The sequence below is a fragment of the Arachnia propionica genome (assembly GCF_900637725.1).
GTDB classification, from domain to species: Bacteria; Actinomycetota; Actinomycetes; order Propionibacteriales; family Propionibacteriaceae; genus Arachnia; species Arachnia propionica.
This window is the reverse complement of record NZ_LR134406.1, coordinates 1,479,910-1,505,926: the sequence shown is the minus strand read 5'-3', so window position 1 is coordinate 1,505,926 and position 26,017 is coordinate 1,479,910. Positions and strand designations below refer to the sequence as shown.

Sequence of the window (26,017 nt, the reverse complement as noted above, 5' to 3'; positions counted from 1 at the left end):
GCGGGCGCGATCTCACATCATCACAGGAAACACCAGGCGGGCGCGCGTGCCGTGCCCGTCCTCCCGGTTCCCGATCTCCAATGTACCGCCCAGGTCCCCGACCAGCGTAGAAATGATGGCCAGGCCAAGGCTGGTCTGGTTTCCGAGCCGGAACCCGTCGGGTAGACCCGTACCATCGTCGACCACGTCGATGACCATGCCCTCAGCCGATGCATCCGGTCTGACCTCGATACGTCCCGCACCCCCCTCCAAACCGTGCTCGACCGCGTTCTGACACAGTTCGGTGATCATCATGGCCAAGGACGTGGCCGCATCGGCCCGGATCTCCCCGAAACTGCCGATACGAACCGCCTCAACCGCTCCCGACGTGGCGGCGAGGTCACCGATCATCCGGAGAATACGGTCGCACACGCCGTCGAAGACGACATCCTCGTCGAGGCTGTGACTCAGCATGTCGTGGACGACGGCTATGGATGAAACCCTGCGCATCGCGTCCTGCAGCGCTTCCCTGCCCTCCTCCGATCTGATTCTCCGCGCCTGCATCCGCAGCAGGGCCGCCACCGTTTGAAGATTGTTCTTGACCCGGTGGTGGATCTCCCGGATGGTGGCGTCCTTGGTCACGAGCATGCGATCCCGGCGGCGCAGGTCGGTGGTGTCGCGGCAGAGGATCAGGGAGCCCACCGGCTCACCCCTCACCACGAGCGGAAACACCACCAGGCGCATGGATGCGCGCGGTTGTTCGATGTCGAAAACGGCGCTGCGGTGTTCCGCCAGATCCGCCTGGACGGTCTGTCCCATGGATTCGACCCCCCGCATGACGCTTCGGATCAGGGTGGTGAAGTCCTCATCCGCGATGTCGCCCTGCGCACCGAGCCGCCGGAAGGCGGTGATCGCGTTCGGCGACGCGTAGCTGATCCGCCCCCCCGGCTGGACTCGGAGCACCCCGTCGCATACCCGGGGAGCGAAGGCCTTGTCGGAGACCGGCGCCAGGGGGAAGTTCCCCTCGAGGATCATGCTGGTCAGGATGTCCGCGGCCTCGAGATAGTTCTCCTCCAGGAGCCCGGTGGCGCGCATGCCCATCTGGTTGGTGTGGCGCTCCAGCACCGCTATGCAACGACCTCCCCGGAGGATGGGGATTGCCCACACGTCCACGGGGATACCGGCAGACAGCGCGTTGTCGCTGGTCTCGCTGATCTCATGGCTCATGTACGCCACCACCACCTGATGGTCCAGTTCGTAGGCGATCTGTTCCCCGATGACGTCATCCTCCAGAGCCGTCGGACCGGTCACCGGACGGATCTGGGCCACGCATGTGAACACTTCACAATCGGGGCCGTCCTCCTCGGGAATCCACAGCAACAGATCCGAGAAGGAAAGATCACTCAGCAGGTGCCATTGGCTCTGGAATGCCAGGAGCCAATCGGAGTCGGAGAGTTCCTCGGAGAGATGTGTCCTCGCCATGCCCCTTACTCTGCCATCGTCCCGGCTGGTGGCGCCACGGGGCATCTGGCACAATGGGCCGTCGCAACTCTAAGAAGGAGGCCCCGATGGGCAAGACCAGCCGCAAGCGTCGCGCGCGCCGCAAGAGCAAGGCCAACCACGGCAAGCGTCCAAACGCCTGACACGTTACAGATGATGCGCCCTCGTTCCCCCATTTCAGGGACGAGGGCGCAAGGTTTTCCCGGAGAAGTTCAGAGGGAGAGGCACAGGGCTGTGAGTTTGTTGCGCAGCTCTGCCGGAGCGGCGGTGGTCGGCTGGCTGCGGCGGATCATCTCGGTGATGGTGTACTCAATTTCGAAGCTCTCCATACATCGCTCGCAGGCGTGCAGGTGGTGCCTCACCCGGTCGGCCTCGGTCTCGGGCAACTCTCCGTGCAGGAAGGCGTGAACGACCTCCAGGGCCCGCACGCACTCTTCCATGTCGTCATGGTCGTGAATCGGCATTTCAGGATCGGTCATGCCCTGGCACCCCCGATGCCGCGATCTGCGGCGTAGTCGGCCAAGGATTTGCGCAGCTGTGCCCGGCCGCGGTTCAGACGCGACATGACGGTCCCGATCGGGGTGCCCATGATGGTGGCTATCTCCTTGTAACTGAACCCCTCGACATCGGAGAGGTAGACCACCAGCCGATAGTTCTCCGCAAGTCCCGCCATGGCTTCGGCGACAGCGGCATCAGGAGTGTTGTCCAGGGCCTCCATCTCGGCGGAGCGCAGGCCCTGGGAGTCGTGGGAAGCGGCTCTGGCCAGTTGCCGGTCCGTGACCTCCTCCTCGCCGCTCATCTGTGGGGAGCGGGCCGCCTTCCGGTAGGAGTTGATGTAGGTGTTGGTGAGAATCCGGTACAGCCAGGCCTTCATGTTGGTGCCGGGCTTGAAGGAATCGCGGCCCCTCAACGCCTTGGCGTAGGTTTCCTGAACCAGGTCCTCGGCGTCAGCGGGGTTCCGGGTCATGCGCAGGGCAGCCGAATAAAGGCGGTCGAGATGGGTCAAGGCCTCGTTCTCGAACGCGAGTCCGAGTTCCGCAGCATCCAGCAGCGTGGTATCCGTTTCTTCCATCATGAAAGAACATACCGGTGTCCGGTCCCACTCCAAAGAGGTGTCCAGCAACAGGGCAGCGGATGTCATGTGGATTGCAACGCACCGCCGAAGGGGATTATTCCCGGCACCAGACCCATCTGTGTCGGTGGAAACTGCTCCCGGTCATTCCAACCGGGCGCCGAGGTGGGTAAGTTTGAGGTCATGAGTCTGTTGCGCTTCCTAGCCCGTAGCCTTTTCGCCAGCGCCTTCGTCGCCGATGGTGTGCGCAAGGTCACCTCGCCAGCCGAGCTGGCACCAGAAGCCGAGGCGTTCACAGCCCGCGTCACCCCCCTCGTGCAGCGGGTCGTTCCCTCCGGCTATTCCTCGCACGTGCCCGACCAGGCAGAATCGTGGGTGCGCATCTGCGGCGCCGCTGAGGTCGTCGGCGGAGTGATGTTCGCCACCGGAATCGGCCGCCGCCTCGGGGCCTGCCTGCTCGCCAACGCCAGCATCCTGAACATCGCGGTGGCCCTGCCCGAGAAGGGAGCCGACGCCGAGGAGAAACAAGCACGGCGACCCGATGTGCTGAAGAACGTGGCGCTTCTCGGCGCCTCCGTGCTGGCGGCCCAGGATCTCCAAGGACGTCCCAGCGCTTCCTGGCGCCGCAGGAACACCTCCCGCAAGCTCCGCCGGGTGAATGCCAGGGCTGCCAGGAAGGTGCGTCAGGCGGTGGCGTCCTGACGGCTGCTCCCCTCGTGACGGCCAACGCCGCCGTCCGGGGGGTCGTCGAGGTGCCCGGTTCCAAATCGGGAACGAACCGGGCACTGGTGTTGTCCGCGCTCGCGGACGGTCCGTCAACGGTGACGGGAGCTCTCGAGTCGCGGGACTGCGACCTCATGGTTGATGCGCTGCGAGCGCTCGGGGTGAACATCGAGGCGTCCGGCCCGGGTGAGCTGCGGATCATGCCTCCGCAGCGTTTCCGCGGCGCCCCGGGAGGCATCGACTGCGGCCTGGCAGGCACGGTGATGCGTTTCGTGCCCCCGTTGGTCGCCCTGGCCGATTCCCCCACCCGTTTCTACGGGGATCCGCAGGCCACCACCCGCCCGATGTCCGGGCTCCTGGACGGCCTCCGCCAGTTGGGGGCCGGGATCGACGCCGACTCGCTGCCCTTCACCCTGGTCCCAGGGCCGATGACGAGTGATTCCGAAGTGGTGATGGATTCCTCCGCTTCCAGCCAGTTCGTCTCCGGGCTGCTGTTGATCGGGGCCCGCCTTCCCTCCGGGCTCAGGCTGCGACATGCGGGGGATTCCCTTCCCTCCCGGCCCCACATAGCGATGACCGTGGAAATGCTGCGTGCCCGCGGCGTGCGCATCGACGAACCGGACGCCACGTCGTGGCGGGTCCACAGCGGTCCCGTCCTGCCGCTCGACGTCCGTGTCGAGCCCGACCTGACGAACGCCTCGGTCTTCCTGGCCGCCGGGGCCGCCACGGGCGGTTGCGTCACGGTCCCCGGCTGGCCCGGTTCCACCCTTCAGCCGGGAGCGCGGTTCCTGGATGTGGCGGAGCGGATGGGCTGCACCACGACTCGCAGCGGGGAAGCCGTGACCCTCAGCGGTCCCGGCCGGCTTCGCGGGATCGATGTCGATCTGCACGACGCCTCGGAGTTGACCCCTGTGGTTGCGGCCCTCGCCGCGCTGGCGGAGGGAACCACCCGGATCACGGGGATCGCCCACATCCGCGGTCACGAGACCGATCGCCTGTCCGCGCTCACAACCGAGCTCCGGAAGCTGGGGGTCGCGGTCATCGAGCACCACGGCGGCCTGGAGATCACGGGTGGGCCGCGGGGACGGGGGGGCGTGGAGTTGTCCTCCTACGCCGATCACCGCATGGTGCACTTCGCCGCGATCGTCGCCCTGGATCGACCGGGAACCGGTGTCGACGACCTCACCTGCGTCTCGAAGACCATGCCGGATTTCCCGCGGCTCTGGAATCAGCTGGTGACCACCTGATGACACTTTGGCAGGACGACCACGCGGCTTTCGAACGTCCCAGGAAACGCAGCCGTCCCCGCACCAAGGACCGCCCCGACTACTCGGGCTCCCCGGATGCCTTGGTGGCCTCCATAGACCGGGGCAGGTACCGCTGCCTCCTCGACGACGGCACCGCCGTCACCGCGACCAAGGCCCGCATCCTGGGGCGCAGAGGCGTCATCGTCGGGGATCGGGTGAAGCTGGACGGTGACGTCTCCGGTGCGGCCGGGACCTTGGCCCGCATCGTCGAGGTTTCGGAACGCCGCACCTGGCTGCGCCGATCCGCCGACGACGCGGACACCTTCGAGCGCCCCATCGTCGCCAACGCCGACCAGTTGATGATCGTCACGGCCCTCGCGGACCCGGAACCGCGGATGGGGATGATCGACCGCATCCTCGTCGCCGCCTACGACGCCCGCATCTCCCCGATCCTCTGCCTGACAAAGGCGGACCTCGCCTCCCCCGAAGATCTCCGCGTCGCATATGCCCCATTGGATATCCCCGTGGTCGTGACCCGGCCCGGCGGCGATCTCTCCCCGGTCAGGGAACTCCTGGAGCAGCACACCACCGTGCTGATCGGGCATTCCGGGGTGGGAAAATCGACCTTGGTGAACATGCTGGTCCCGGGGACGGACAGGGCCACCGGTGCAGTCAGCGACGTGACAGGCAAGGGCCGTCACACCTCCACCTCCGCGGCCGCCATCGCCCTGCCCGGCGGTGGTTGGATCATCGACACCCCCGGTGTGCGCTCCTTCGGGATCAGCCATGTCCGTACGGACGCCTTCATCGGGGCCTTCCCGGACCTCGAGAAGTTCGTGGCCGACTGCCCTCGCGGCTGCCGTCACGACTCCTCCGCTCCGGAATGCGCTCTTGACGAGGCAGTTCATTCCGGCAAACTCGGTGCAGAAAGATTGCTTTCCTTCCGCCGGATGGAGCGGGCCTTCGCCTGATCCCGGAGGTCTCGGCTACCTTAGAGGCATGGTCGCCAGCAAAGAACTCACCGATGATGTCCGCCTGGCTCATGTGATGGCCGACGATGCCGATTCCATCTCCATGAGCCGGTTCAAGGCCCAGGACCTGAGGATCAAGACCAAACCGGATTCCACCCCGGTCACGGAGGCCGACACCGCAGTGGAGGAGTCGATCCGGCGCACCCTGTCACGCACCCGGCCGCGCGACGCCGTTCACGGCGAGGAGATGCAGGACACGGGAGAGTCCAATCGCCGCTGGATCATCGACCCCATCGACGGAACCGCGAATTACCTGCGCGGGGTCCCGGTGTGGGCGACGCTGATCGCCCTTGAGATCGACGGACAGATCGCCGCCTCCGTCGTCTCCGCCCCCGCGCTCGGACGTCGCTGGTGGGCCAGCCTGGAGGGCGGCGCCTACACGGGTCGTTCGATTCTGAACGCCACCCAGATCCACACCAGCAGGGTGTCGCAGCTTTCCGACGCATCCCTGTCCTACGCGAGCATCAACGGCTGGGTGGAGTCGGGGCGCGGTCAGGGTTTCGTCGATCTGATGCGCGAATGCTGGCGTTCCCGTGGCTACGGCGATTTCTGGAGCTACATGCTGGTTGCCGAGGGGGCCGTGGACATCGCCTGCGAACCGGAACTTGCGCTCTACGACATGGCCGCGCTCGACATCATAGTGCGCGAGGCCGGTGGCCGGTTCACCAGCATCGATGGTGAACCGGGCCCGTACCACGGAAACGCCTTGGCGACCAACGGCCTGCTCCACGACATCGTCCTCGAAAGGCTGCGCCCCTCCGAGGCCGGGTGATGCCGGTTTTCTAGATCATCCGTACCCGGATGCTCTCCTCGAGATCCTGGAGTTCGGCCAGCAGGCCCTCGTAGTGTTCCCCGGCGACGTCGGTGACGACGTAGCCGTACTCGCCCGAGGTGGCCAAGGTCTGGGAGCCGATGTTCATGTTGTGGGAGGCGAGCGCGTGGTTGAGCCGCGCCAGCACCCCGGGGACGTTCCGGTGCAGGTGCAGGATGCGCTCCGCTCCCGGCGCCGAGACGGAAACCTCGGGGAGGTTGACTGACATCGAGGTGTTCCCGTAGGCCTCGTAGTCGGCGAGTTTGCCGGCCACGTAACGGCCGATGTCGACCTGCGCCTCCTGGGTGGATCCGCCGACGTGCGGGGTGAGGATGACGTTCGGGATGCCCTGCAGCGGCGAGACGAACGGCTCCTCCCTGTTCTTGGGTTCGCTCGGGAACACGTCGACCGCCGCGCCCGCGATGTGTCCTGATTTCAGGGCAGCCGCCAAGGCGTCGACATCGACGACGTTGCCCCGGCACAGATTCAGGAAGAGAGTGCGGGGCCGCATCTGGGAGAACTCCTTCTCCCCGATCATGTGGGCGTTCGAGGCTCTGCCGTCCACGTGCATGGTGATGGTCTCGCACAGTTCGAACAGCTCCTGCAGGCTGTAGACCCGTGTGGCGTTTCCCAGGGCGAGGCGATCCACGATGTCGTAGAAGTAAACCTTCATGCCAAGCCCCTCGGCCAGCACCGAAAGCTGCGATCCGATGTTTCCGTAGCCGATGATCCCAAGCGTCCTGCCGCGCACCTCGTGGGATCCGTTGGCGGATTTGTCCCAGATACCCGCATGCATGTTGGCGTTCTTGTCCCCGAGGCGCCGGGCCATGGTGATGATCTCCCCGAGGGCCAGTTCCACCACCGAACGCGTGTTGGAGTACGGGGCGTTGAACACCGCGACCCCCGCGGACGCGGCGGCGGAGAGATCGATCTGGTTCGTCCCGATGCAGAAGGCCCCTACCGCCACCAGCTGAGGATGGGCTTTCAACACCCGTTCGGTGATGTGGGTCCGGGAGCGGATCCCGAGGAGCTCGACCCCATCGAGGGCATCGATCAGTTCGGTTTCGCCGAGGGCACCGGAACGCGCCTCGACCTCGTGTCCGCGGCTCTCAAGCGCACGGACGGCCTCGGAATGGATGTTTTCTAGCAGCAGGGCCTTCACGGCAGGTCATGTTACAACCGGTCCCGCGATCACAGGGAAAGGCTGGCCTCCAGCAGTCTCCGCGTGTACTCGTGCCGGGGCTCCCCGAAAACCTTCGCAACGGGTCCCTCCTCCACGATCCTCCCGCGGTCCACCACCACTACCCGCTCGCACAGGTGACGCACGACCGCCAGATCGTGGCTGACGAACAGCATCGCCAGGTTCCGTTCACGGACGGCTTCGCCGAGCAGGTTCAGCACCTGGGCGCGGACGGAGACGTCGAGGGCGGAAACGGGTTCGTCGGCGATCAGCAGGTCCGGCGAACTCACCAGCGCCCGGGCGATGGCCACCCGCTGGCGTTGCCCCCCGGAGAGCTCGTGCGGGAAACGTTCCAGCATCGCGACATCCAGCCCGACCCCCACGATGGCCTCCGCAACTGCGCCTTCCGCCCTCCCGCGGCTGCCCAGCCACGGTGAGCGAAGCGGCTCGGCCACGATCTCGCGCAGCCTCATGCGCGGGTTCAGGGATGCGTTCGGGTCCTGGGAGACCAGCGAGACCCGGCTCCGGAGATCGGTGAGATCCTTGTCGGACAATCCGTCAACCCTGCGGCCGTCGAAACGCACCTCCCCGGCCGCGGGACGGATCAACCCCAGCAAGGTCCTCAGTATGGTGGTTTTTCCCGAGCCGGAACCCCCGACCAGTCCCACGCGTTCCCCCGCGAAGAGGGCCAGGTTCACCTCGTGGAGGGCCTGGAAGGTCCTGCTGCCCCGGCGGAAGATCACATCGACGCCGTCCAGTTCGAGCAGCGCATTCATTCTTCCGCCCCCTGCCAGTAATCGGCCACGGTCGGGAGCCGCTCCCCGGGGGCCACGTCGGACAATCGTGCGGAGGCCACCAGGCCGTGGGTGTAGGGATGCTGCGGAGACCCGATCACTTCCTCGATGGGGCCGTGTTCAACGATCCTCCCGTCGAGCACGACCATCACCCGCCGGCAGACCTGCCGCACCACTGCCAGGTCGTGGCTGACGAACAGCGCGGCCCGGCCCGCGAACTCTGCGTCGAGCAGGTCGAGGATCTGTTTCTGCACGATCACGTCGAGCGCGGTGGTCGGTTCGTCGCAGATCACCAGATCCGGCCGGTTGGCCAGGGCCATGGCGATCAGGGCGCGTTGCCGTTGCCCACCGGAGAGCTGATGCGGGAAGGAGTCGGCGATGCGTTCAGGATCCGGCAACCCGACACGATCCAGCCATTCCAGCACGAGGGCCCGGATCCCTCCCCTGCGTTCGCCGTGGTGCAGGGCCACCACCTCGCCCACTTGGCGGCCGACCCGCATGGTCGGGTCCAGTGCCGTCATCGGTTCCTGGAAAACCATCGAGACCGCGTCGCCACGAAGCCTCCGCAGTTCCTTCTCGGGGCGTCCCACGAGTTCCCTGCCTGCCAACCGGATCGATCCACTGACCCGGGCGTTCTCGGGCAGCAGGCCCATGATGGACAGCGCTATCACGGTTTTCCCGGAACCGGACTGCCCGATGATGCCTAGGCGTTCCCGCTCCCCCAGGGTGAACGAGACCCCGTCGACCGCCACCTTCCGGCGCCGCCCGAAGGTAACCCGCAGATCCTCGATCTCCAGAAGACTCACGTCAGCTCCCTCAGTTTGGGGTCGAGGAGATCGCGGAGCCCGTCCCCGAGCAGGTTGCACCCCATGGTCGCAGCGGCTATGGCCAGCCCAGGCCACAGGGCGATCGCCGGGGCCACGAAAATCTCCTTCTGCGCCTCCTGCAGCATCCGCCCCCAGGTCGGGACTTCGGTTCCCGACCCCAGTCCCAGATAGGAGAGCCCCGATTCCGCGAGGATGGCGATTCCGACGCTGACGCTGGCCTGAACTCCCAGCACCGGGGCGATGTTGGGCAGCACGTGTCTGAGCGCGATCTGCCTGCGCGGGGTGCCGGACAGCCGTGCGGCCTCGACGAAGGCCAGTCCCATCACCTGGATGGTCGCGGCCCGGGCGATCCGCACGAATGCCGGGATCGCCGACAGGGATATGGCCATCAGGGCGGTCCACACGGATCCACCGAGTGCAGCCGCGAAAAGGATGGCCAGAAGCAGGGCGGGAAAACCGTATAGCACATCGGCTCCCCGGGCGATCAGGGAAGCTCCCCAGCCGCGCGACATCCCCGCGATCATTCCGGCGGGGATGCCGATCAGGGCGGCTCCGGCCACCGATCCCAGCCCGACCAAGAGCACCAGCTTCGCCCCGGCGATCAAGCGGCTGGCGATGTCAAAACCGCTGTTGTCAGTGCCCAGCCAGTGGGCGAGCGATGGCGCCTCCCGGAGACTTCCCGTGACGGCTGCAGGTCCGTGAGGGGTCCAGAACAACCCCACCAGGGCGAGCAGGAAAACGAAGGAAATCAGCACGGCACCGAAGGCCAGATTCGAGCGGCGCATCATGAAATCGTCCCCGCTTCCTTGAGCCTCGGATCGACCGCCTGGTACACCACGTCAACCACGAAGTTGATCACCAGCACCGCCCACACGAGGATCAGGATGATGCCCTGGACCAGTACCAGGTCGCGCTGGGACACCGCCAGCAGCAGCCGTGATCCCAGTCCCTGGATGGCGAACACCTGTTCGATGATGATCGCCCCCACCAGCAGCGTCGCCACCTGGAGCCCGATCACGGTGAGCAGTGATATCGCGATGTTGCGGGTTCCGTGGCGCAGCAGTGCCCCCAGCCTGGACCACCCGACGGCGCGGGCGGTACGGAACCAGTCCTCGCTGGTCACCTCGATCACGGCACTTCGGACGTAACGCGCCAGCAGGCTGCCCTGGACCAGCGCCAAGGATGTGACGGGAAGCACCAGGTGGGTTGCCCATCCCACCGGATCACGGCTCAGGGGAACATAGCCCCCGGCGGGCAGCCACCGCAGGTTCACCGCGAACACTATGACCAGCCACATGCCCGCCCAGAAAGCAGGAATGGACAAGCCGGCCTGGGAGAACATCGATGCGACGAACCCGCTGACGTGTCGTCGCCTCAGGGCCGCGAAGGAACCGAGCGGGATCGCGATGACCAGGGCTAGGAGCATCCCGAGGACCACCAGCCACACGGAGATGCCGAGCCTCGGCAGGATCTCCCCCAGCACGTCGCGGCCCCCCACGAAGGTGGTGCCGAAATCACCCACCAAGACTCCACTGAGCCATTCGAGGTAGCGGAGCAGCAGCGGACGGCTCAATCCGTGACGCGCCTCGAAGGCGGCCACCTCACCCGGGCTCGCCTGGGTGCCCAGCACCATGTTGGCGATACTCCCGGGAAGCGCGTTGGTGGCCAGGAAGATCAGGAGCGACGCCACCAGCAGGCTCACTGCGAGGCCGATCAGCCGCCGGCCGAGATCCCTGAGCAACACCTCAGCGACTGGTTGCTACGTGAGTCATGTCGAACGACAGTCCCGTGGTGTTCGTCGTTATCCCCGAGATCTCGGTCGTTGTGACCACCAGATTGGGAAGCAGGAACAACCAGTCGGCCGCGGCGTCGTCCGCCAGCAGTTTCGCGGCTTCCTTCAAGGTGGTCTCCTGTTCCGTGTTCGTGGCGGCGGCGTCCGCTTTGTTGATCAGCTCCGCGAACTGGGGATTGTTGTACTGCCAGTAGTAGTTGGGATTGGCGAACTGGGAGAGGTCCCAGGGCTCGACATGGGCCACCACGGTCATGTCGTAGTCGTGTTGGGTGTAAACCTGCGACAGCCACGTGGAGAAGTCCAATTCCTCGACGTTGGCCTCGATGCCGACCTCACGCAGCTGAGCGGCGACGAGTTTCGCGATGGGAGGGCCGTAGGGCAGGGTGGGCACCCGTAGGCGCAAGGTCAGGCCACTGGCGTAGCCGGCCTCCTCAAGAAGTTGTTTCGCCTTGGCCGGATCGTACGGGTAGGTGTTGGAGAGGTCCTCGTACCACGGGTCGGTGGGGGGAACCATCGAGCCGATCAGGGTTCCCTTCCCACCCCAGGCGCTGTCCAGGACGGCCCTGCGGTCAATGGCGTGGTTGATGGCCTGCCTGACCTTGAGATTGGAAAGTGCCTGGTTGCCGTGGTTGAAGCCCAGCACCACCTCGCCGTTCGTAGTGCCCTCGAGCACCTTGAAACGGGAGGTGTCGGAGAACTGACCCACCGACTGCGGAACAGCCAGGTTGGAGACGATGTCCAACTGACCCGACAGCATCGCTGCCACCATGGCGTTCGCGTCGGCGTAATACCTGAAGTTCACCTCGTCCACGCGGGGCCCGGTCCCCCAGTACTTCTTGTTGCGCACCAGAGAAACCATGGATCCGACATCGTGACGAGAGAAGACGTAGGGACCGGAACCAGCGGGCTGTTCGCTCAGGTTCTGCCCGGAGGAGAGGTCGTAGACGATCCCGGCGGTGGACGTGATGTCATAGAGCCAGCGCTTGCTCGATGCTGTCAGGGTCACCTCCACCGTGTGATCATCGACGGCGCGCATCTCCTTGATGCGGCTCATCTGCTTCTTGAGCACCTCGGTGGTGTTCTCGCCGTCCCGGGTGCGTTCGAAGGATGCGATGACCGCGGCCGCGTTGACGGGTTTTCCGGATGCGAAGGTGGCATTGGGTTCCAGTTTGAAGGTGTAGACGCTGCCGTCGGAGCTGGCGCTCCACGACCGTGCCAGCAGGGGTTTGATCTCGCCCTTCTCGTCGATACGCACCAATGTCTCGTAGACGTTGTACAGCAGCACGAACGGCGTGCCCGCCCCCGTGTCGACGGCCGGATCCATGCCCGTGGGCTCGGTCGTCGCCCCGACGTTGAGGACGACGGAATCCGCGCCACCCCCGCCGGACCCGCTGCAGGCCGCCAGGCTCAGGTTGAGCCCGAGCAGCATGGCCAGCAGGGCCGTCAAGCGACGGAGGGATCGGTTGGTTCTCATGTCTACGTTTCTCCCGTGTGGACGGCGATGGAAGACCTCGGCAATCCTAACCCGCCGACCCCCTCCCGATGTTAATGCTGCCCCTGTCAGCCGATTTGGTATTCCACCGCAGCCCGTGTACAGTGGTTCGAGCGACGCGGGGTGGAGCAGTTCGGTAGCTCGCCGGGCTCATAACCCGGAGGCCACAGGTTCAAATCCTGTCCCCGCTACCAAGCCCGGAATCCCGGCCAGAGAGATCTGGCCGGGATTTTCCGCTTCAGCCCCTGAAACGGTTGTTCCGAACATGCCCGCCCCACCCGGACACCGGCCCACGGAGTCCCGGGGAGGAAGATCTTCCGCTCGCGAGACCTACAGGGAAACACCTGGCGATTCCAGGGCCCTGACGCAGAGATGCCGTCCGAGCGAGAACATGCGGGACGATCCGGTGCACCGCAGCCGGGTAGGACCTCCGCGACAGGACCAGAATGATCCGGCGCCCCGACTTCTCGGCTTCCCCGCCCTCCAGGAGAAGACAAATGGCGACGAGCACTACCCCTTCCACCGCGACGGCCTTGCCACGAACGACTTGGCTCACCGTTTCCCTAAGGAACTTCTAAGTTTTCGCTCAACCTTCCTGCACGCCGAACCTCAACCAAGCTGTGAGTTTCCTGTGAAGGTTTTCGGCAAAACTCCTAGTCAACTTGATTTGAAGCTTCAACTTTCCAGCAGCAACCTGCAAACCCTGAAGTAAACTTGAACTCAACCTGAGAAACCCTCAGGATTGATGGCATCTTCCAACCGAAAGGACCGACCATGGGATTCTTGAAGCCCACTCAGCCCCGTCGTGGCTGCGCCGCCTTTGGTCCGGGAGCCATCCCGCGCCGGGCCCTGCCGACTCCGCCCGCGCCTTGGCGTCGTCCACTCGCCGCACTGGTGCTGGCGGGCGGCATCGGAACGATGGGCATGGTGTCCCAGAGTGCGGCCGCCGCCGAGGTCGATCCCTCCGCGGGCCACCATGAAACCGTCGCCGACAGCTCCGGCCATTCCGGCAAGCAGAGCTCGGTCTCCGCCAAGTCCTCCTATCGGAGTCGGCAGTCCGCGAGCCCGAGGCGCGCGGCCAACAGCGATCGCGACTGCGAAGGGCAGTCCACCCCCCGGCGCGCATACTCCGACAGGGAAACCTCCAGATCCTCCTCGAACGGAAGCAAGAGCTCTGGCTCCACCACCGGCAAGAAGTCGGGGTACACAAGCACGAAGTCGGGATCCACCGGCAAGAAGTCGGGGTACACCAGCACGAAGTCGGGGTACACCAGCACGAAACACAGCGGCTCCTCCAAGAGCTCCACCAGCAAGAAGTACAACAGCTGGTCCAAGAAGTCGGGGTACACCAGCAACAAGAAGCGAACCAGCTTCTCCTCCAACGGTGGTTCGTACTCGAGCAACCGTTCGTACTCGAGTAACGGCTCCGGCACCAACAGTTCCTCCGGCACCTCGTCGAACAGCTCCACCGTCAGCAGCGATGCCGCCGCCTCCAGCAGCACACCGGCCGTCAACGGTGCTGCCGCTCCCCTGGCGAAGGGAAGCTACCGGATCGGTGCCGCATTCGGTGCCACCGGAAGCTGGTCCCGCTACCACACAGGCCAGGACTTCGTCGCCAGCAGCGGAACCCCCGTGCACGCCGCCACCTCCGGCACCGTGATCAGCGGGAACGTCGGTTCCTGGGCCGGTAACTACGTCGTCATTCGCGCGGCCGATGGTTCCTCGACCCTGTACGCGCACATGAGCAACACCGACGTGAAGGTGGGCCAGCAGGTCACCGCTGGACAGAAGATCGGGAACGTGGGTAGCACCGGACGCAGCTTCGGCGCCCACCTGCACTTCGAGTACTACCCCTCCGGGGTCACCCCGGGCAATGTGTACTCCGCCACGAACCCGATGAGCTACCTCCGATCGATCGGGATTTCCATGTGAGACCTCTTTTCCCTTCCCCTCAAGCTGCGCGGCGCCGGGTTTCTACTCGGCGCCGCGCAGTCTCAGCAACGCATTGGCGGCGATGTCCAGGTTTTTCGTGCGCCAGAACCCCGGAAGGGAGCTGGTCAGAAATCCCCCGTAGCGGGCCCTGACGACCCGGGGGTCGAGAATCGCGACCACACCACGGTCGTCCTCACGCCGAATCAGCCGGCCGGCCCCCTGCGCCAGCAACAACGCCGCATGGGTGGCGGCCACCGCCATGAAACCGTTGCCTCCCGCATCATCCACGGCCTTCTTGCGCGCCTGCATCAACGGGTCGTCGGGCCGGGGAAAGGGAATCTTGTCAATGATGACCAGTTGACAGGTCTCCCCGGGAACGTCGACGCCCTGCCACAGGGACATGGTGCCGAACAGGCTCGTGGCTGGTCTCTCCCTGAAGTTTCGTTGAAGCTCGGAAAGCTGCGCATCCCCTTGGCACAGGAACTCCAGTTCCGGCAACACCCGGCGGCAATGCGCCACCGCCTGTTCGGCGTTTCTGCGCGAGGCGAACAATCCGAGGGTGCGTCCACCGGCCGCCCAGACGAGCTGCGCGATCTCGGCCAGCACGGCATCCGCGAGCCCGTCCCTACCGGGCGGGGGCAGCGCGGCTGCGGCATACAGTATCCCCTGCCTGGCGTAGTCAAAGGGAGACCCCACGTCGACCCCCCGCCAGTTGATGCCATCCTCGGTTCCTTCCGTGTCACCGTTCAGTTCGTCGGCGGGGTTCAGCCCAATGCTGGTGGCGAAGACCCGGAAATCACCCCCCAGTGTGAGGGTCGCGGAGGTGAGCACGGTGGTTGCCCGCCCGAAAACCTGTTCCCGCAGCAGCCCCGCCACCGATAGCGGGGCGACATGTGCCATCTCCCCCGCCTGCTCCGAGCGGCTCACCCACACCACATCCTGATCTGCCAGCCGTGCCATTCGTTCGGAAATGTCGAAGACTTCGCCCAGGGCCCCGGCGGCCTGGGAACGTTCGGGGTTCTCCCTGTCCTTTCCCAATTCGCTGATCGCCCGGCGTGAGACGTCGCGAAGTCCGGCGCAGGCCACCGGCAACAGCGCATCGGCCCCGGTGATGCGCTCCGTGGGGCTGTCGGCCAGGGCATCGCGCAGTTCTTCGACCGCATCCAGCAGGTCACCGCCCAGATCATCCCCCAGCCAGGCCAGGCAACGTCTCACCACCCGTTCCGCAGTTCCCGCTCCCAGATCCCCGGTAGCGGCCGTGGTGAGGCGGCCCGTCAGTTCGTGGGCCTCGTCGATGATCAACGCATCGTGCTCTGGAAGCGCCGTGCCGCCGTGCATGGCGTTGATCGCCACCAAGGCATGATTGGTGACAATCAGGTCCGCTGCGCGAGCCGACTCCCGTGATCTCTCGACGAAACACTCCGCCCCGAAGGGACATCGGGAGGCGCCCGGGCATTCCCGAGTAGGAATCGAAACCTGCTGCCAGGCCGCGGCAGTATGAGTCGGGGCGTCATCACGATCCCCGGCACCGCCTGCGAGGAGCTGCTCCTCCACCCATTCACGCAACGCCAACACCTCAACCCCGAGCTTCGAGGGGGACCCGGAGCTGCGGGACTCGCTCAGTTCGGCCGCCCCCAGGAGAGTTCCCTGGCCGCCGTTCGTCACCTTGTCGCGGGCGCGAAACAGGCAGGCGTAGTTGTTGCGTCCCTTCAGCACGCAGGCCCGGGGCCGTTTTCCCGTCACATGCTCGGCAGCGTCCAGGGCAGCGGGAATGTCGGAGCCTGCGAGCTGGGCCTGGAGAGCCAGGGTGGCCGTCGCGACCACGATGATCTCGTCGTGCTCCACGATCCGCGCCAACGCCGGTGCCAGGTAGCCGAGGGACTTGCCGGTTCCCGTTCCCGCCTGGACCAGCAGGTGAGTGCCATCTTCCAAGGACTCCGCGACGGCCGCCACCATCGCCGCCTGGCCGGGTCTTTCGCCCCCACCGATCCCGGAGACCGCCCGCTCCAGGATCCGTTCCGCGAGGTCAGACACCGTATTCGCCCAGCTCCTCCGCCAGGCCGGGATGGACGCGCGCACGCACCTTGGTGCCCTCGCCGGTGTGCTCCAATGTCTCAATGGTTCCCGTCCGGTGGATGCGGTCCATGAGGTCGCCACGGCTGTACGGAATGAGCGTCTCAACCCACACCTCCGGGTTCGGCAGGCGGGCCTCCACCGCGTCGGCCAGCTCCTCCAGACCGTGTCCCGTGCGGGCGGAGACCACCACGCAGCCGGGATGCCCGGCCCGTAGGGCCAGCAGTGTGGTCGCATCGGCGCGATCCGCCTTGTTGCAGACCAGCAGCTCCGGCACATCGCTGGCACCGATCTCGGCGAGCACCTGACGCACCGCCGCGATCTGCCCCTCGGGGTCCGGGTCCGAGGCGTCGACCACGTGAAGGAGAAGGTCCGCGGTGGTGGATTCCTCCAAGGTGGAACGGAACGCCTCCACCAGGTCGTGGGGAAGGTGCCGGACGAATCCCACGGTGTCGGTCAGCGTGAACACCCTCCCGTCCCGGGTCTCGGTGCGGCGGGTTGTGGGATCCAAGGTGGCGAACAGCGCGTCTTCCACGAGCACGCCAGCGCCCGTCAACCGGTTCAGCAGAGAGGACTTACCCGCGTTGGTGTAGCCGACGATTGCCACGCTGGGCACCCGGTTCCTGCGACGCTCGGCACGTTTGCCTTCCCGGGTAACGTCCATCTCGCGGAGCCTGCGGCGAAGCTGCGCGATCCGGTGGTGGATGCGGCGCCGATCCGTCTCGAGTTTCGTCTCACCGGGCCCCCGGCCGCCGATACCCGCGCCGCCGGCGGCGCGGCCGCCGGCCTGCCGGGACAGGTTCCCACCCCAGCCACGGAGACGCTGTTTCAGGTACTGCAACTGGGCCAGTTCCACCTGTGCCTTGCCCTCCGCGGATTTCGCATGGGATGCGAAGATGTCCAGGATCAACGCGGTCCGGTCCACCACTTTCACCTTGATGCGGTCTTCCAGGTTCCGCAGCTGTGCCGGTTGCAGTTCCCCATCGCAGATTACGGTGTCGGCGCCGGTGGCTCGAACCACATCGGCCACTTCCTCCACCTTGCCGCGTCCGATGTAGGTGGCGGGATCCGGTTGGCTCCTCCGCTGCACCAGGGCCTCCAGGACCTCGGAGCCGGCGGTCTCGGCCAGCAGTTTCAGCTCGGCCATCGCGTTGTCGGCGTCCTCCTGCGTCCCGGAGGTCCACACGGATACCAGCACCACCCGTTCCAGCCGCAACTGGCGGTACTCGACTTCGGAGATGTCCTCCAGTTCGGTTCGCATACCGACGACCCGCCTGAGCGAGTGTCGCTCGGCAAGTTCGGACTGATCGCCGTCGTGATTCGGCTGTGCGTGAAGGGATGTGCTCATCGTCGGACCATTCTGGCAGGCCCCGGCAAGAAAATCTCAGCTCCAGTACTCGCCGCGCGCAACGATCACCGCCGGTCCCGTCAGCCAGACCTCGTCACCCTCGAAGGTCACGACCAGGTCTCCGCCACGAACGCGCACCTGGATGGGGCCGTCGAACCCGCTGCGGTCACGGTAGGCGGCCGCGGAGGCGACCACCCCGGTGCCGCAGCTCAGGGTTTCCCCGCAGCCACGCTCATAGACGCGCATGAGCAGCTCCCCGGGCATGACCTCGTGAACGAACTCGACGTTCACCCCCGTGGGGAAGACATCGGCGGGCTCCCAGACCGGGGCCCGGGAAAGATCCAGTTGCCTGAGCACATCACGGTCCGTGAACACGACGGCGTGTGGATTGCCGACATCAGCAGGTCGTCCCGTGAACGTCCGTCCCTCGTGGGTGATGACGACGGGCTCCTTTCCCAGACCGACCGCACCCAGGTTCGTTGCTATCAATCCTCCCCGGGCGACCCGAACCTGTTTGAGTCCAGCCCGGGTCGCGACGGTGAACTCCCCGCTCTGGACCAGCTGATCGTTCAGGAGATAACGGGAGAACAACCGCAAACCGTTGCCGCACATCTCGGCGACCGATCCGTCGGCGTTGCGGTAGTCCATGAACCACAGCTCCGGATCGAATTCGTGCCCGGCCATCTGACCGGCCCGTACCACCCGTAACAGCCCATCCCCTCCGACACCCGTGTGGCGGTCGCAGAGCGCGGCGACCGCTTCAGCGCTCAGATCCTGCATCCCGTGTGGATCATCAATGATGATGAAGTCGTTGCCGGTTGCATGACCCTTGGCGAACGTGTACCGGAACAAAGTGCCCACCTATCCCTTCCAGCCCGATTCAACAATTCTATGTCCCGGAGATTTCCATGATCCGGGTGGGGTTGTCTGAATCCCCCGCTGTCAGCCACACGATCCTGGGGTCCCGCCGGTACCAGCCCAGCTGCTTGCGGAAAAACCTCCGGGTGGCCCGTTTCACGTCCTCCTTCGCCTCCTCCTCGCTGCACCGCCCATCGAGGAAGGCGAGAACCTGCCGGTAGCCGATCGCGCGGGAGGCCGTCCGCCCTTCCCGCAGCCCGCGAGGAATCAGGTTCTCAACTTCGGCCACGATGCCTAGGCGCCACATCTCCTCCACCCGTGCATCGATGCGGCTGTCCAGTTCGCTCCGGTCCAGTTCCAGCCCGAACTGGTGAACCCCGTCGAGTTCGTAGGTCCACTCGGGAAGCACCGCCTGATGCCCCCCCGTCAGTGCACGAATCTCCAGCGCCCTCACGATGCGCCTACCGTTTCCGGGTTCGATGTGGGCCGCGGATTCCGGTGCCAGGACCGCCAGGCGGGCATACAACTCCTCCACCCCGACGCGTTCCAGTTCGGTTTCCAGGCCTGCCCTGAGAACCGCGTCGGAACCCGGGAACTCGAAGGCATCAGTGATGGCCCGCGTGTAGAGGGCGGAACCACCGACCAGGATCGGAACGGTTCCCCGGCCCCGCAGATCCGCGATCACGGCCCGGGCGCGGGCCTGGAAATCGGCGACGGACGCGGTCTCGGTGACCTCCAGAATGTCGATCAGGTGGTGTGCGACCCCGCCTCGTTCCGCCTCGGAGGGTTTCGCGGTACCGATGTCCATGCCCCGGTAGACCAGCATCGAATCCGCGTTGACCACCTCGGCAGGCTTCCCCCGCCCGATGAGCTCGCGGGCCAGCGAGACCGCGAGCGCCGACTTGCCCGTCGCAGTTGGCCCGACGAGCACTATCAGGGGCGGATGCATGGCCACCATCCTGCCAGTCCCGGTGCGGAACTTCGCCAGAACAGGCATGATGGACCCCTAGGGTGCGCCAAGCACCTGGACCAGGAGGCAATGACATGGGAATCTTCGACAACATCGGTGAGCAGGTGACCCAACACGGGGAAACCATCGATCAGGCGATCGAGAAGGGCGCCGAGTTCATCGACGAGAAGACCGGCGGCAAGCACAGCGAGCAGATCAACCAGGCCGCCGACTTCGTCAAGGACAAGGTTGACAACCTGGCCAGCAAGAAGGAGGGCGAGTAAAAGGTCCCGCGGACGGGGTTTCGCGGGTGAGCACCGCTGGTCTCGGCCGCCCCGGCGCGATCCTCGTTGCACCACCCACCACGGCGTTTCCTACCGGAGCGGTCTGACACCTCACCTCGGCAACCTCCGGTCCCGGGCCGGGGGTTGTTTCCTTTTCAGGGGCGCCGTAGGTTTGGCATGCCCAGAGGAACCCCTTTGGGCTCGGGTACGTCCGTATTGGCCGCTTCCCACGCATCGCCGCCCCTGGTCCGCCGCAGTCCCCTGAGGGGGGCATCCGAATTCAGGTGGTGCGGCGCGGCGTGGGTGATGGTCGCGTAGGCGATGTCCCCCGGCCTGGGCCGATCCGACGGCTCCTCACCAACGGCCACGTGTACCAGCCTGTTGTCGCGGGCCCGCCCGCTCATGCGGTTGGTCTCGGAGTCTTTCCGTCCCTCCCCCAGGGCGAACATCACCTCGATTTCCTGCCCCTCGAAACGGCGGTTCTCTTCCCAGGCGATCCTTCCCACCAGCTCGACCAGCCGTTCGTAGCGTTCCTGGACCGTCTCATGAGCCACCTGGTTCTGCATCTCGGCGGCCGGAGTTCCGGGGCGTTTCGAGTACTGGAAGGTGTAGGCGGCGGAGAAACGGGCCTCGCGCACCACGTCCATGGTGGCCTCGAAGTCCTCGTCGGTCTCGCCCGGGAAACCCACGATGATGTCCGTGGTGATGGCCGCATGTGGCATGGCCTCCCGGACGCGTTCCAGGATCCCGAGGAACCGCTTCCGACGATAGGAACGCCGCATCGCCTTCAGGACCGCGTCCGAACCGGATTGCAGGGGCATGTGAAGCTGCGGCATGACGTTGGGGGTCTCAGCCATGGCGGCAATCACGTCGTCGGTAAAATCTTTGGGGTGAGGGGATGTGAAGCGTACCCGTTCCAGGCCCTCGACCTGGCCGCAGGCGCGCAGCAGCTTCGCGAAGGCCTGCCGGTCCCCGAACTCCACCCCGTAGGCGTTCACGTTCTGCCCCAGAAGGGTGATCTCCTGCACCCCCTGGTCGACCAGCATCCGCACCTCGGCGAGGATGTCACCCGGTCGCCGGTCGGTCTCCTTCCCGCGAAGTTGCGGAACGATGCAGAAGGTGCAGGTGTTGTTGCATCCGACGCTCACCGACACCCAGGCCGAGTAGGGCGACTCGCGGCGGCTCGGCAGGTTACTCGGAAAGGTCTGAAGGGCCTCGACCACCTCCACCTGCGCGGCCTCCTCGACGCGAGCCCGTTCGAGCAGCGTGGGAAGGCTGCCGACGTTGTGGGTGCCGAAGACCACATCCACCCATGGAGCCTTCCGCAGGATCACGTCCCGGTCCTTCTGGGCCATGCAGCCGCCCACCGCGATCTGCATCCCGGGATGGCGCGCCTTGATGGCGGCCATGTGCCCGAGGTTTCCGTAGAGACGGTTGTCGGCGTTCTCACGCACCGCGCAGGTGTTGAAAACCACCACGTCCGCCCCCGCGCCGAGAACCGGCTCGGCGGGTTCCTGAGCACGCCTCAGCCCGGCCTCCTCCAGCAGTCCCGCGATCCGCTCGGAGTCGTGGACGTTCATCTGGCAGCCGTAGGTGATTACGTGATAAGTGCGCGAACTCATGGTGGCCCAACTCTAGTGGCGCACCGCACGAAACAGCATTTCGTGCAGGGAATCCGGTGGTAGTGACCATTCCGGGGAGGGCCGGACGTGTCGTTGCCGAACCCAAGTGTCCCACAGCGCGCCGGAGATCCCGCGGCCGTACGGGTATTTTCACCGTCCCCTATTGACGCGGCCTTTAGGGTTGATTCATGGTCTTCCCAACAGGCGAGCAATACGAGATCAAAGCCGGGGGTTGCAGCGCCGTGATCACCGAAGTGGGCGCCAGGCTGCGCAGCTTCACCATCGACGGCACGGAAATCCTCGCGACGCACGGGCCCGACCAGGCCCCGAAAGGCTGGGAGGGAGCCCATCTGCTTCCCTGGCCCAACCGGCTCCGCGACGGGCGCTACCACCTAGGCGGCCAGGAGTTCCAGCTGCCCATCAACGAACCCTCCCGGAACAACGCGAATCATGGCCTGAACGTGGGCCTGGCCTGGGAGTGCCTGGCCCATCTCGGGACCTCTGTCCGTCAGCGGTGCGTTCTCTGGCCCCGGCGCGGCTGGCCCGGAATCCTCGCGGTGGAGATCCTGCACCAACTCGAGGCGCAGGGCCTGAGGGTGGAGGTCACCGCCACGAACATCGGGACCATGCCCATCCCCTGGGGCTACGGCGCCCATCCCTATTTCCGTTTCGAGGACATCTCCGGCGTTGAGTTGACGGTGCCGTTCGACGCGGAACTGGCGGTCGATCCCGAGAGACTGCTTCCCATCCGCCTCGGCCCCGTCGCCCCCGCGCACGATTTCATCCGGGCCCGCACCATCGGGGAGACGGTCCTGGATGCCACCTTCACCGACCCCCTGACCAGAGACTGGACCGTCACCCTGAGCGGGGACGGCCGCACGATCGAGGTGTGGGGTGAGGCGACCACCCAGTGGGTGCAGGTGTTCACCGCTCCCCACCGCGACAGCGTGGCGGTGGAACCGATGACCTGCGGTCCCGACGCCTTCAACGAGGGTCCGACGTACAGGGACCGGATCATGCTGCGGCCGGGAGAGTCCGCGCACGCCACGTGGGGAATTCGCGCCGCTCTCCGGTCAGTGAGCCAGTTCGGTGGCGCGTGACTCACGCACCACCGTGATGCGGATCTGCCCCGGATAGGTGAGGTTCGCCTCCACCTCGGCCGCGATCTCGCGTGCCAGCACCCGGCTCATCGCGTCATCCACGACCTCGGGTGCCACCATGATCCGGACCTCCCTTCCCGCCTGCATTGCGTAGGCGCGGGTCACTCCCTCGTGGGCCATTGCGATGGATTCAAGATGCTGCATCCGCTCCACGTAGGCCTCCAGGGACTCGCGCCTAGCGCCAGGGCGGGAACCGGAGATGGCATCTGCCGCCTGGGTGAGGATCGCCTCGACGGTCCGGGGCTCGACCTCGTTGTGGTGCGCCTCGACCGCGTGGACCACGTCGGGGTGTTCGCCGTGGCGGCGCAGCAGGTCGGCGCCAATGATCGCATGGGGTCCTTCGGACTCGTGGGTTAGGGCCTTGCCTATGTCGTGCAGGAAGGCTGCTCTCTTGCACTGCGCCACGTCGAGCCCCAGTTCGGCCGCCATGATCCCGGCCAGATGGGAGCACTCGATCAGGTGGGCGAGCACGTTCTGCCCGAAGCTGGTGCGGTAGGCCAAGGAGCCGACCACGGGTATCAGTTCCGGGTGGAGATCGGCGATTCCCACCTCCAGGAGGGCCTCGTTACCGACGGCCCTGATGCGCTCGTCCAGCACCCGGATGCTGCGGGCGTGCACCTCCTCGATTCTTGCCGGATGAATACGCCCGTCGGCGACCAGGTCCATGAGGGTCAGCCGGGCGGCTTCCCGTCTCACCGGGTCAAAGCAGCTGAGCAGCACCGTCTCCGGGGTGTCGTCCACCATCACGTTGACTCCGGTGATCTGCTCGAAGGCCCTGATGTTGCGGCCCTCACGCCCGATGATCCGCCCCTTCATCTCGTCGCCGGGAAGGTCGACGCTGGAAACCACCGACTCGCTGGTCTGCTCTGCCGCGCACCGCTGGATGGCGGTCACGACTATCGCCCGGGCCCGCTGGTCCGCTTCCTTCTTCGCGGTCTCCTCGATGTCCCGGGCCAGGGTGGCAGCTGACAAACGGGCCTGGCGTGCCGCCTCTGCCATCACCTCCGCCTGGGCGGCGTTCGCCGTCAACCCCGCCACACGTTCAAGCTCCATCTGCACGCGGCCCTGTTCCGCAGCGAGTTCCTCGCGCTGTTTCCTGAGATCCGTGCGCTGCTGCTCGAGAAGCTCCGAGCGCGTCGCGAGTCCCTCGGCCTCCGCGGCGAGCCGGTCCTCCTTCTCGTTCAGGCGTTCTTCCTGGCGTTCCTGCGCGCTGCGCTGCTCGCGCAGCTCGGCGCGCTGAGTGGCTATCGACGCCTCCAACTCCTCGCGGCGCCTGTCGATGTCGGCGCCGGCCTCGTGCGCCCATTCCTTCGCCTGTTCCAGGGCCCGTTCCGCATCCGCCCTGAGCTGCTCGGCTGCCTCCACCGCCTGTTTGCGGATGGATGCTGCATCGGAGCGGCTTCTGCGTTCGATGCGAGCCCGTTCCTGAATGAACGACAGGGCAACTCGCCGCTGCCGCCAGGCGAGGATCCCCAGGACGACACCCAGCAACCCAGCGATGATCCAGCCCAGCCATTCCATGGCTACCCCTTTGCACCTGACGAAGTGACCTGGAGGTTCAGGGCACCCAGGGCTGCTGAGTAGCGGACGTGACCACGCCATACCGGGCCGCACACGAGCCCATGGGACCAACCAAGATGTCTCGAACCGTGAGTCAATGACCTTACGACCGCCAAGGCTAGTTCACAAGGGCATGTCATCCGTGTCGGGGTCCATTTCCCCGAGCACCTCGTTGACGACCGACGACACCACGGCTCCCCCGAATCCCCTGCGTCCGAGGGCCCCGGCCAGACGTCGGCGCGCGACCCGGGAATCCAGCCCGGCCAAGGTGCGGGCACGGCGTTGCGCAAAGGCTCGCGCCGCCTCCAGTTCCTCCTCCTGCCCCACCCGGGACAGGGCCTCCGCCGCCACATCCTCGCCCACTCCCCGGCGTCGCAACTCCGCCCGGATCCGGGTGAGACCGTGTCTGTCCACCTGGACCCGGGTCTGTGTGAGCGCTTCCGCGAAGGCAGCATCATCCAGCAGCCCGACCTCACGGAAACGCTCGGTCAGTTCCCCGGAGACGTCCTCGGGGATTCCGCGGAGGGCCAACCGGTCCCGGAGCTCGGCCTCCGACCGGCTCCGGGCATCCAACAGCCTGAGCGCAATGCCTCTGGCAATTTCCAGTTGCTCCGCGCGGCTGGTTTCAGGAGGCAACCTCGACCTCCCCCGTCTCGGGGTTGATCTTGCCCTCTGGAGCATCCTGTTCCACGACACCGAGCGCGGCCCGGATTCGGCGATCAATCTCCTCCGCGATCTTCGGATTGTTCTTCAGAAAGTTCCGGGCGTTCTCCTTGCCTTGCCCCAGCTGGTCGGATTCATAGGTGAACCAGGCTCCCGCTTTGCGAATGATCCCATTGGCCACACCCATGTCGATCAGGCTTCCTTCCCGGGAAATTCCCTCGCCGTAAATGATGTCGAACTCGGCCTGCTTGAAAGGCGGCGCGACCTTGTTCTTGACCACCTTCACGCGGGTGCGGTTTCCGACCATCTCGGAACCGTCCTTCAAGGTTTCGATCCTCCTGACATCGAGGCGCACGGAGGAGTAGAACTTGAGTGCGCGACCACCCGTGGTGGTTTCGGGAGAACCGAACATCACCCCGATCTTCTCGCGCAGCTGGTTGATGAAAATTGCGGTGGTGTTGGCGGACTTCAGGGCCCCGGTCATCTTCCGGAGGGCTTGGCTCATCAGGCGCGCCTGGAGGCCGACGTGCGAATCCCCCATCTCGCCCTCGATCTCGGCTCGGGGCGTCAGCGCTGCCACCGAGTCGATGACGATGAGCGCCAGGGCCCCGGAACGCACCAGTGTGTCCGCGATCTCGAGGGCCTGTTCCCCGTTGTCCGGTTGTGAGACCAGGAGCTCGTCGGTATTGACGCCGAGCTTGTTCGCGTAATCCGGGTCCAGGGCGTGCTCCGCGTCGATGAAGGCACAGATCCCGCCCTCGGCCTGCGCGTTCGCGATGGCATGGAGGGCAACCGTGGTCTTGCCAGAGGACTCCGGACCGTAGATCTCGACGATCCGTCCCCGGGGCAGGCCACCGATTCCCAAGGCCACGTCCAAGGCAACGCTTCCGGTCGGGACGACATCGATGGGCAGGCGGGTGTCCTCCCCCAGGCGCATCACTGACCCTTTTCCGTGCACCTTCTCGATCTGGGCGAGGGCGGCCTCGAGCGCCTTGGCGCGATCCGCAACAGCCATGGTGTGGTTTCCTTTCGACTCCCTGAACCGTTCCCTTCCGACCGGCTCAACCTTCACCCTCACTGTAGGAATCGGGGGTGACAAAAACTCCAGTTCACCTCCGGG

General features: G+C 65.8%; 25 protein-coding genes and 1 tRNA gene. 9 read left to right on the top strand and 17 right to left on the bottom strand.

What is annotated here, in order from left to right; translation table 11 throughout:
* Positions 1-12 precede the first annotated feature (12 nt).
* Entirely contained in the window at positions 13-1,461 is a 1,449-nt protein-coding gene (locus EL272_RS06590; RefSeq protein WP_061787029.1) for a sensor histidine kinase, read from the bottom strand.
* 86 nt (positions 1,462-1,547) lie between these two features.
* Between EL272_RS06590 and EL272_RS16025 the strand changes: the two genes are divergently transcribed.
* Positions 1,548-1,622 (top strand): 50S ribosomal protein bL37, encoded by a 75-nt coding sequence (locus EL272_RS16025; RefSeq protein WP_390849323.1) that lies wholly within the window; start codon positions 1,548-1,550, stop codon positions 1,620-1,622.
* Between the two features lie 69 nt (positions 1,623-1,691).
* Here EL272_RS16025 and EL272_RS06585 read toward each other — a convergent pair whose 3' ends face one another.
* Both EL272_RS06585 and EL272_RS06580 read right to left on the bottom strand, forming a co-directional pair.
* Positions 1,692-1,958: a zf-HC2 domain-containing protein gene (locus tag EL272_RS06585; RefSeq protein ID WP_014846437.1), complete on the bottom strand. Its 267-nt coding sequence runs from the start codon at positions 1,956-1,958 to the stop codon at positions 1,692-1,694.
* Positions 1,955-2,554 (bottom strand): sigma-70 family RNA polymerase sigma factor, encoded by a 600-nt coding sequence (locus EL272_RS06580; RefSeq protein WP_014846436.1) that lies wholly within the window; start codon positions 2,552-2,554, stop codon positions 1,955-1,957. Before EL272_RS06580 ends, EL272_RS06585 begins: the two co-directional genes overlap by 4 nt.
* Positions 2,555-2,734: 180 nt before the next feature.
* Here EL272_RS06580 and EL272_RS06575 point away from each other — a divergent pair, with 180 nt between their 5' ends.
* The 4 genes from EL272_RS06575 to EL272_RS06560 are packed head-to-tail and all read left to right on the top strand — an operon-like array spanning position 2,735 to position 6,324.
* Positions 2,735-3,253: a DoxX family protein gene (locus EL272_RS06575; protein WP_051014971.1), complete on the top strand. Its 519-nt coding sequence runs from the start codon at positions 2,735-2,737 to the stop codon at positions 3,251-3,253.
* A 14-nt stretch (positions 3,254-3,267) separates the two neighbouring features.
* A complete protein-coding gene (aroA, locus tag EL272_RS06570) occupies positions 3,268-4,521 on the top strand; it encodes a 3-phosphoshikimate 1-carboxyvinyltransferase (RefSeq protein WP_082793765.1) in 1,254 nt (417 codons plus the stop codon).
* Positions 4,521-5,492, top strand: coding sequence for a ribosome small subunit-dependent GTPase A (gene rsgA / locus EL272_RS06565; RefSeq protein WP_061787031.1), 972 nt, complete (start codon positions 4,521-4,523; stop codon positions 5,490-5,492). The genes aroA and rsgA overlap by 1 nt, the downstream gene beginning before the upstream one ends.
* 28 nt (positions 5,493-5,520) lie before the next feature.
* The gene (locus EL272_RS06560; RefSeq protein WP_014846432.1) at positions 5,521-6,324 is read left to right on the top strand and encodes an inositol monophosphatase family protein; all 804 of its coding nucleotides are present in this window, start codon (positions 5,521-5,523) and stop codon (positions 6,322-6,324) included.
* A gap of 10 nt (positions 6,325-6,334) precedes the next feature.
* On the opposite strand, the gene serA is transcribed toward EL272_RS06560, so the two are convergent.
* Genes serA through EL272_RS06530 form a run of 6 tightly spaced genes read right to left on the bottom strand, consistent with a single transcriptional unit; the run spans position 6,335 to position 12,430 of the window.
* Complete coding sequence (gene serA / locus EL272_RS06555; RefSeq protein ID WP_014846431.1) at positions 6,335-7,525, bottom strand: phosphoglycerate dehydrogenase; 1,191 nt, start codon at positions 7,523-7,525, stop codon at positions 6,335-6,337.
* A 29-nt stretch (positions 7,526-7,554) separates the two neighbouring features.
* On the bottom strand, positions 7,555-8,319 hold the full coding sequence (locus EL272_RS06550; RefSeq protein WP_041696384.1) for an ABC transporter ATP-binding protein: 765 nt from the start codon (positions 8,317-8,319) through the stop codon (positions 7,555-7,557).
* Positions 8,316-9,143, bottom strand: a complete 828-nt coding sequence (locus EL272_RS06545; RefSeq protein ID WP_041696382.1) for an ABC transporter ATP-binding protein — start codon at positions 9,141-9,143, stop codon at positions 8,316-8,318. Before EL272_RS06545 ends, EL272_RS06550 begins: the two co-directional genes overlap by 4 nt.
* Positions 9,140-9,949, bottom strand: coding sequence for an ABC transporter permease (locus EL272_RS06540; RefSeq protein WP_041697402.1), 810 nt, complete (start codon positions 9,947-9,949; stop codon positions 9,140-9,142). Before EL272_RS06540 ends, EL272_RS06545 begins: the two co-directional genes overlap by 4 nt.
* Positions 9,949-10,908, bottom strand: coding sequence for an ABC transporter permease (locus EL272_RS06535; RefSeq protein ID WP_082793766.1), 960 nt, complete (start codon positions 10,906-10,908; stop codon positions 9,949-9,951). The genes EL272_RS06540 and EL272_RS06535 overlap by 1 nt, the downstream gene beginning before the upstream one ends.
* Before the next feature lies 1 nt (position 10,909).
* Complete coding sequence (locus EL272_RS06530; RefSeq protein ID WP_014846428.1) at positions 10,910-12,430, bottom strand: ABC transporter substrate-binding protein; 1,521 nt, start codon at positions 12,428-12,430, stop codon at positions 10,910-10,912.
* Between the two features lie 135 nt (positions 12,431-12,565).
* On the opposite strand from EL272_RS06530, the gene EL272_RS06525 reads away from it, so the two are divergent.
* Both EL272_RS06525 and EL272_RS06520 read left to right on the top strand, forming a co-directional pair.
* Positions 12,566-12,642, top strand: a tRNA-Met gene (locus EL272_RS06525).
* A 580-nt stretch (positions 12,643-13,222) separates the two neighbouring features.
* Positions 13,223-14,380, top strand: a complete 1,158-nt coding sequence (locus EL272_RS06520; protein WP_095532214.1) for a M23 family metallopeptidase — start codon at positions 13,223-13,225, stop codon at positions 14,378-14,380.
* 42 nt (positions 14,381-14,422) lie between these two features.
* Here EL272_RS06520 and EL272_RS06515 read toward each other — a convergent pair whose 3' ends face one another.
* From EL272_RS06515 to miaA, 4 genes are read right to left on the bottom strand one after another with little or no spacing between them, the layout of a single operon-like run.
* The gene (locus tag EL272_RS06515; protein ID WP_014846426.1) at positions 14,423-16,414 is read right to left on the bottom strand and encodes an ATP-dependent DNA helicase; all 1,992 of its coding nucleotides are present in this window, start codon (positions 16,412-16,414) and stop codon (positions 14,423-14,425) included.
* Positions 16,407-17,801 carry a GTPase HflX gene (hflX, locus tag EL272_RS06510; protein WP_014846425.1) on the bottom strand — a complete coding sequence of 465 codons (1,395 nt, stop codon included), beginning with the start codon at positions 17,799-17,801 and terminating at the stop codon, positions 16,407-16,409. Before hflX ends, EL272_RS06515 begins: the two co-directional genes overlap by 8 nt.
* Before the next feature lie 36 nt (positions 17,802-17,837).
* On the bottom strand, positions 17,838-18,662 hold the full coding sequence (gene dapF / locus EL272_RS06505; RefSeq protein ID WP_014846424.1) for a diaminopimelate epimerase: 825 nt from the start codon (positions 18,660-18,662) through the stop codon (positions 17,838-17,840).
* 28 nt (positions 18,663-18,690) lie between these two features.
* Complete coding sequence (gene miaA, locus EL272_RS06500; RefSeq protein ID WP_014846423.1) at positions 18,691-19,656, bottom strand: tRNA (adenosine(37)-N6)-dimethylallyltransferase MiaA; 966 nt, start codon at positions 19,654-19,656, stop codon at positions 18,691-18,693.
* Between the two features lie 47 nt (positions 19,657-19,703).
* On the opposite strand from miaA, the gene EL272_RS06495 reads away from it, so the two are divergent.
* Complete coding sequence (locus EL272_RS06495) at positions 19,704-19,892, top strand: antitoxin (protein WP_014846422.1); 189 nt, start codon at positions 19,704-19,706, stop codon at positions 19,890-19,892.
* 155 nt (positions 19,893-20,047) lie between these two features.
* Here the strand turns inward: EL272_RS06495 and miaB are convergent, their stop codons facing one another.
* Entirely contained in the window at positions 20,048-21,514 is a 1,467-nt protein-coding gene (gene miaB, locus EL272_RS06490; protein ID WP_073969949.1) for a tRNA (N6-isopentenyl adenosine(37)-C2)-methylthiotransferase MiaB, read from the bottom strand.
* A gap of 188 nt (positions 21,515-21,702) precedes the next feature.
* Here miaB and EL272_RS06485 point away from each other — a divergent pair, with 188 nt between their 5' ends.
* Positions 21,703-22,614, top strand: a complete 912-nt coding sequence (locus EL272_RS06485) for an aldose epimerase family protein (protein WP_014846420.1) — start codon at positions 21,703-21,705, stop codon at positions 22,612-22,614.
* On the opposite strand, the gene rny is transcribed toward EL272_RS06485, so the two are convergent.
* The 3 genes from rny to recA form a co-directional block, all read right to left on the bottom strand.
* A complete protein-coding gene (gene rny, locus EL272_RS06480; protein ID WP_014846419.1) occupies positions 22,588-24,195 on the bottom strand; it encodes a ribonuclease Y in 1,608 nt (535 codons plus the stop codon). The two genes, EL272_RS06485 and rny, sit on opposite strands and share 27 nt — an antisense overlap.
* A gap of 162 nt (positions 24,196-24,357) precedes the next feature.
* Positions 24,358-24,870 carry a regulatory protein RecX gene (locus EL272_RS06475; protein ID WP_014846418.1) on the bottom strand — a complete coding sequence of 171 codons (513 nt, stop codon included), beginning with the start codon at positions 24,868-24,870 and terminating at the stop codon, positions 24,358-24,360.
* The gene (gene recA, locus EL272_RS06470) at positions 24,860-25,912 is read right to left on the bottom strand and encodes a recombinase RecA (protein WP_014846417.1); all 1,053 of its coding nucleotides are present in this window, start codon (positions 25,910-25,912) and stop codon (positions 24,860-24,862) included. The genes EL272_RS06475 and recA overlap by 11 nt, the downstream gene beginning before the upstream one ends.
* Positions 25,913-26,017 lie beyond the last annotated feature (105 nt).

Bases quoted from the DNA above. Each gene is read 5' to 3' on its own strand.
- EL272_RS06590 (WP_061787029.1), bottom strand. From the start codon at position 1,461: ATGGCGAGGACACATCTCTCCGAGGAACTCTCCGACTCCGATTGGCTC.
- recA (WP_014846417.1), bottom strand. From the start codon at position 25,912: ATGGCTGTTGCGGATCGCGCCAAGGCGCTCGAGGCCGCCCTCGCCCAG.
- EL272_RS06575 (WP_051014971.1), top strand. From the start codon at position 2,735: ATGAGTCTGTTGCGCTTCCTAGCCCGTAGCCTTTTCGCCAGCGCCTTC.
- EL272_RS06520 (WP_095532214.1), top strand. From the start codon at position 13,223: ATGGGATTCTTGAAGCCCACTCAGCCCCGTCGTGGCTGCGCCGCCTTT.
- rsgA (WP_061787031.1), top strand. From the start codon at position 4,521: ATGACACTTTGGCAGGACGACCACGCGGCTTTCGAACGTCCCAGGAAA.
- rny (WP_014846419.1), bottom strand. From the start codon at position 24,195: ATGGAATGGCTGGGCTGGATCATCGCTGGGTTGCTGGGTGTCGTCCTG.
- EL272_RS06560 (WP_014846432.1), top strand. From the start codon at position 5,521: ATGGTCGCCAGCAAAGAACTCACCGATGATGTCCGCCTGGCTCATGTG.
- miaB (WP_073969949.1), bottom strand. From the start codon at position 21,514: ATGAGTTCGCGCACTTATCACGTAATCACCTACGGCTGCCAGATGAAC.
- EL272_RS06495 (WP_014846422.1), top strand. From the start codon at position 19,704: ATGGGAATCTTCGACAACATCGGTGAGCAGGTGACCCAACACGGGGAA.
- EL272_RS06580 (WP_014846436.1), bottom strand. From the start codon at position 2,554: ATGATGGAAGAAACGGATACCACGCTGCTGGATGCTGCGGAACTCGGA.
- miaA (WP_014846423.1), bottom strand. From the start codon at position 19,656: ATGCCTGTTCTGGCGAAGTTCCGCACCGGGACTGGCAGGATGGTGGCC.
- EL272_RS06550 (WP_041696384.1), bottom strand. From the start codon at position 8,319: ATGAATGCGCTGCTCGAACTGGACGGCGTCGATGTGATCTTCCGCCGG.
- EL272_RS06540 (WP_041697402.1), bottom strand. From the start codon at position 9,949: ATGCGCCGCTCGAATCTGGCCTTCGGTGCCGTGCTGATTTCCTTCGTT.
- EL272_RS06585 (WP_014846437.1), bottom strand. From the start codon at position 1,958: ATGACCGATCCTGAAATGCCGATTCACGACCATGACGACATGGAAGAG.
- EL272_RS06530 (WP_014846428.1), bottom strand. From the start codon at position 12,430: ATGAGAACCAACCGATCCCTCCGTCGCTTGACGGCCCTGCTGGCCATG.
- EL272_RS06485 (WP_014846420.1), top strand. From the start codon at position 21,703: ATGGTCTTCCCAACAGGCGAGCAATACGAGATCAAAGCCGGGGGTTGC.
- hflX (WP_014846425.1), bottom strand. From the start codon at position 17,801: ATGAGCACATCCCTTCACGCACAGCCGAATCACGACGGCGATCAGTCC.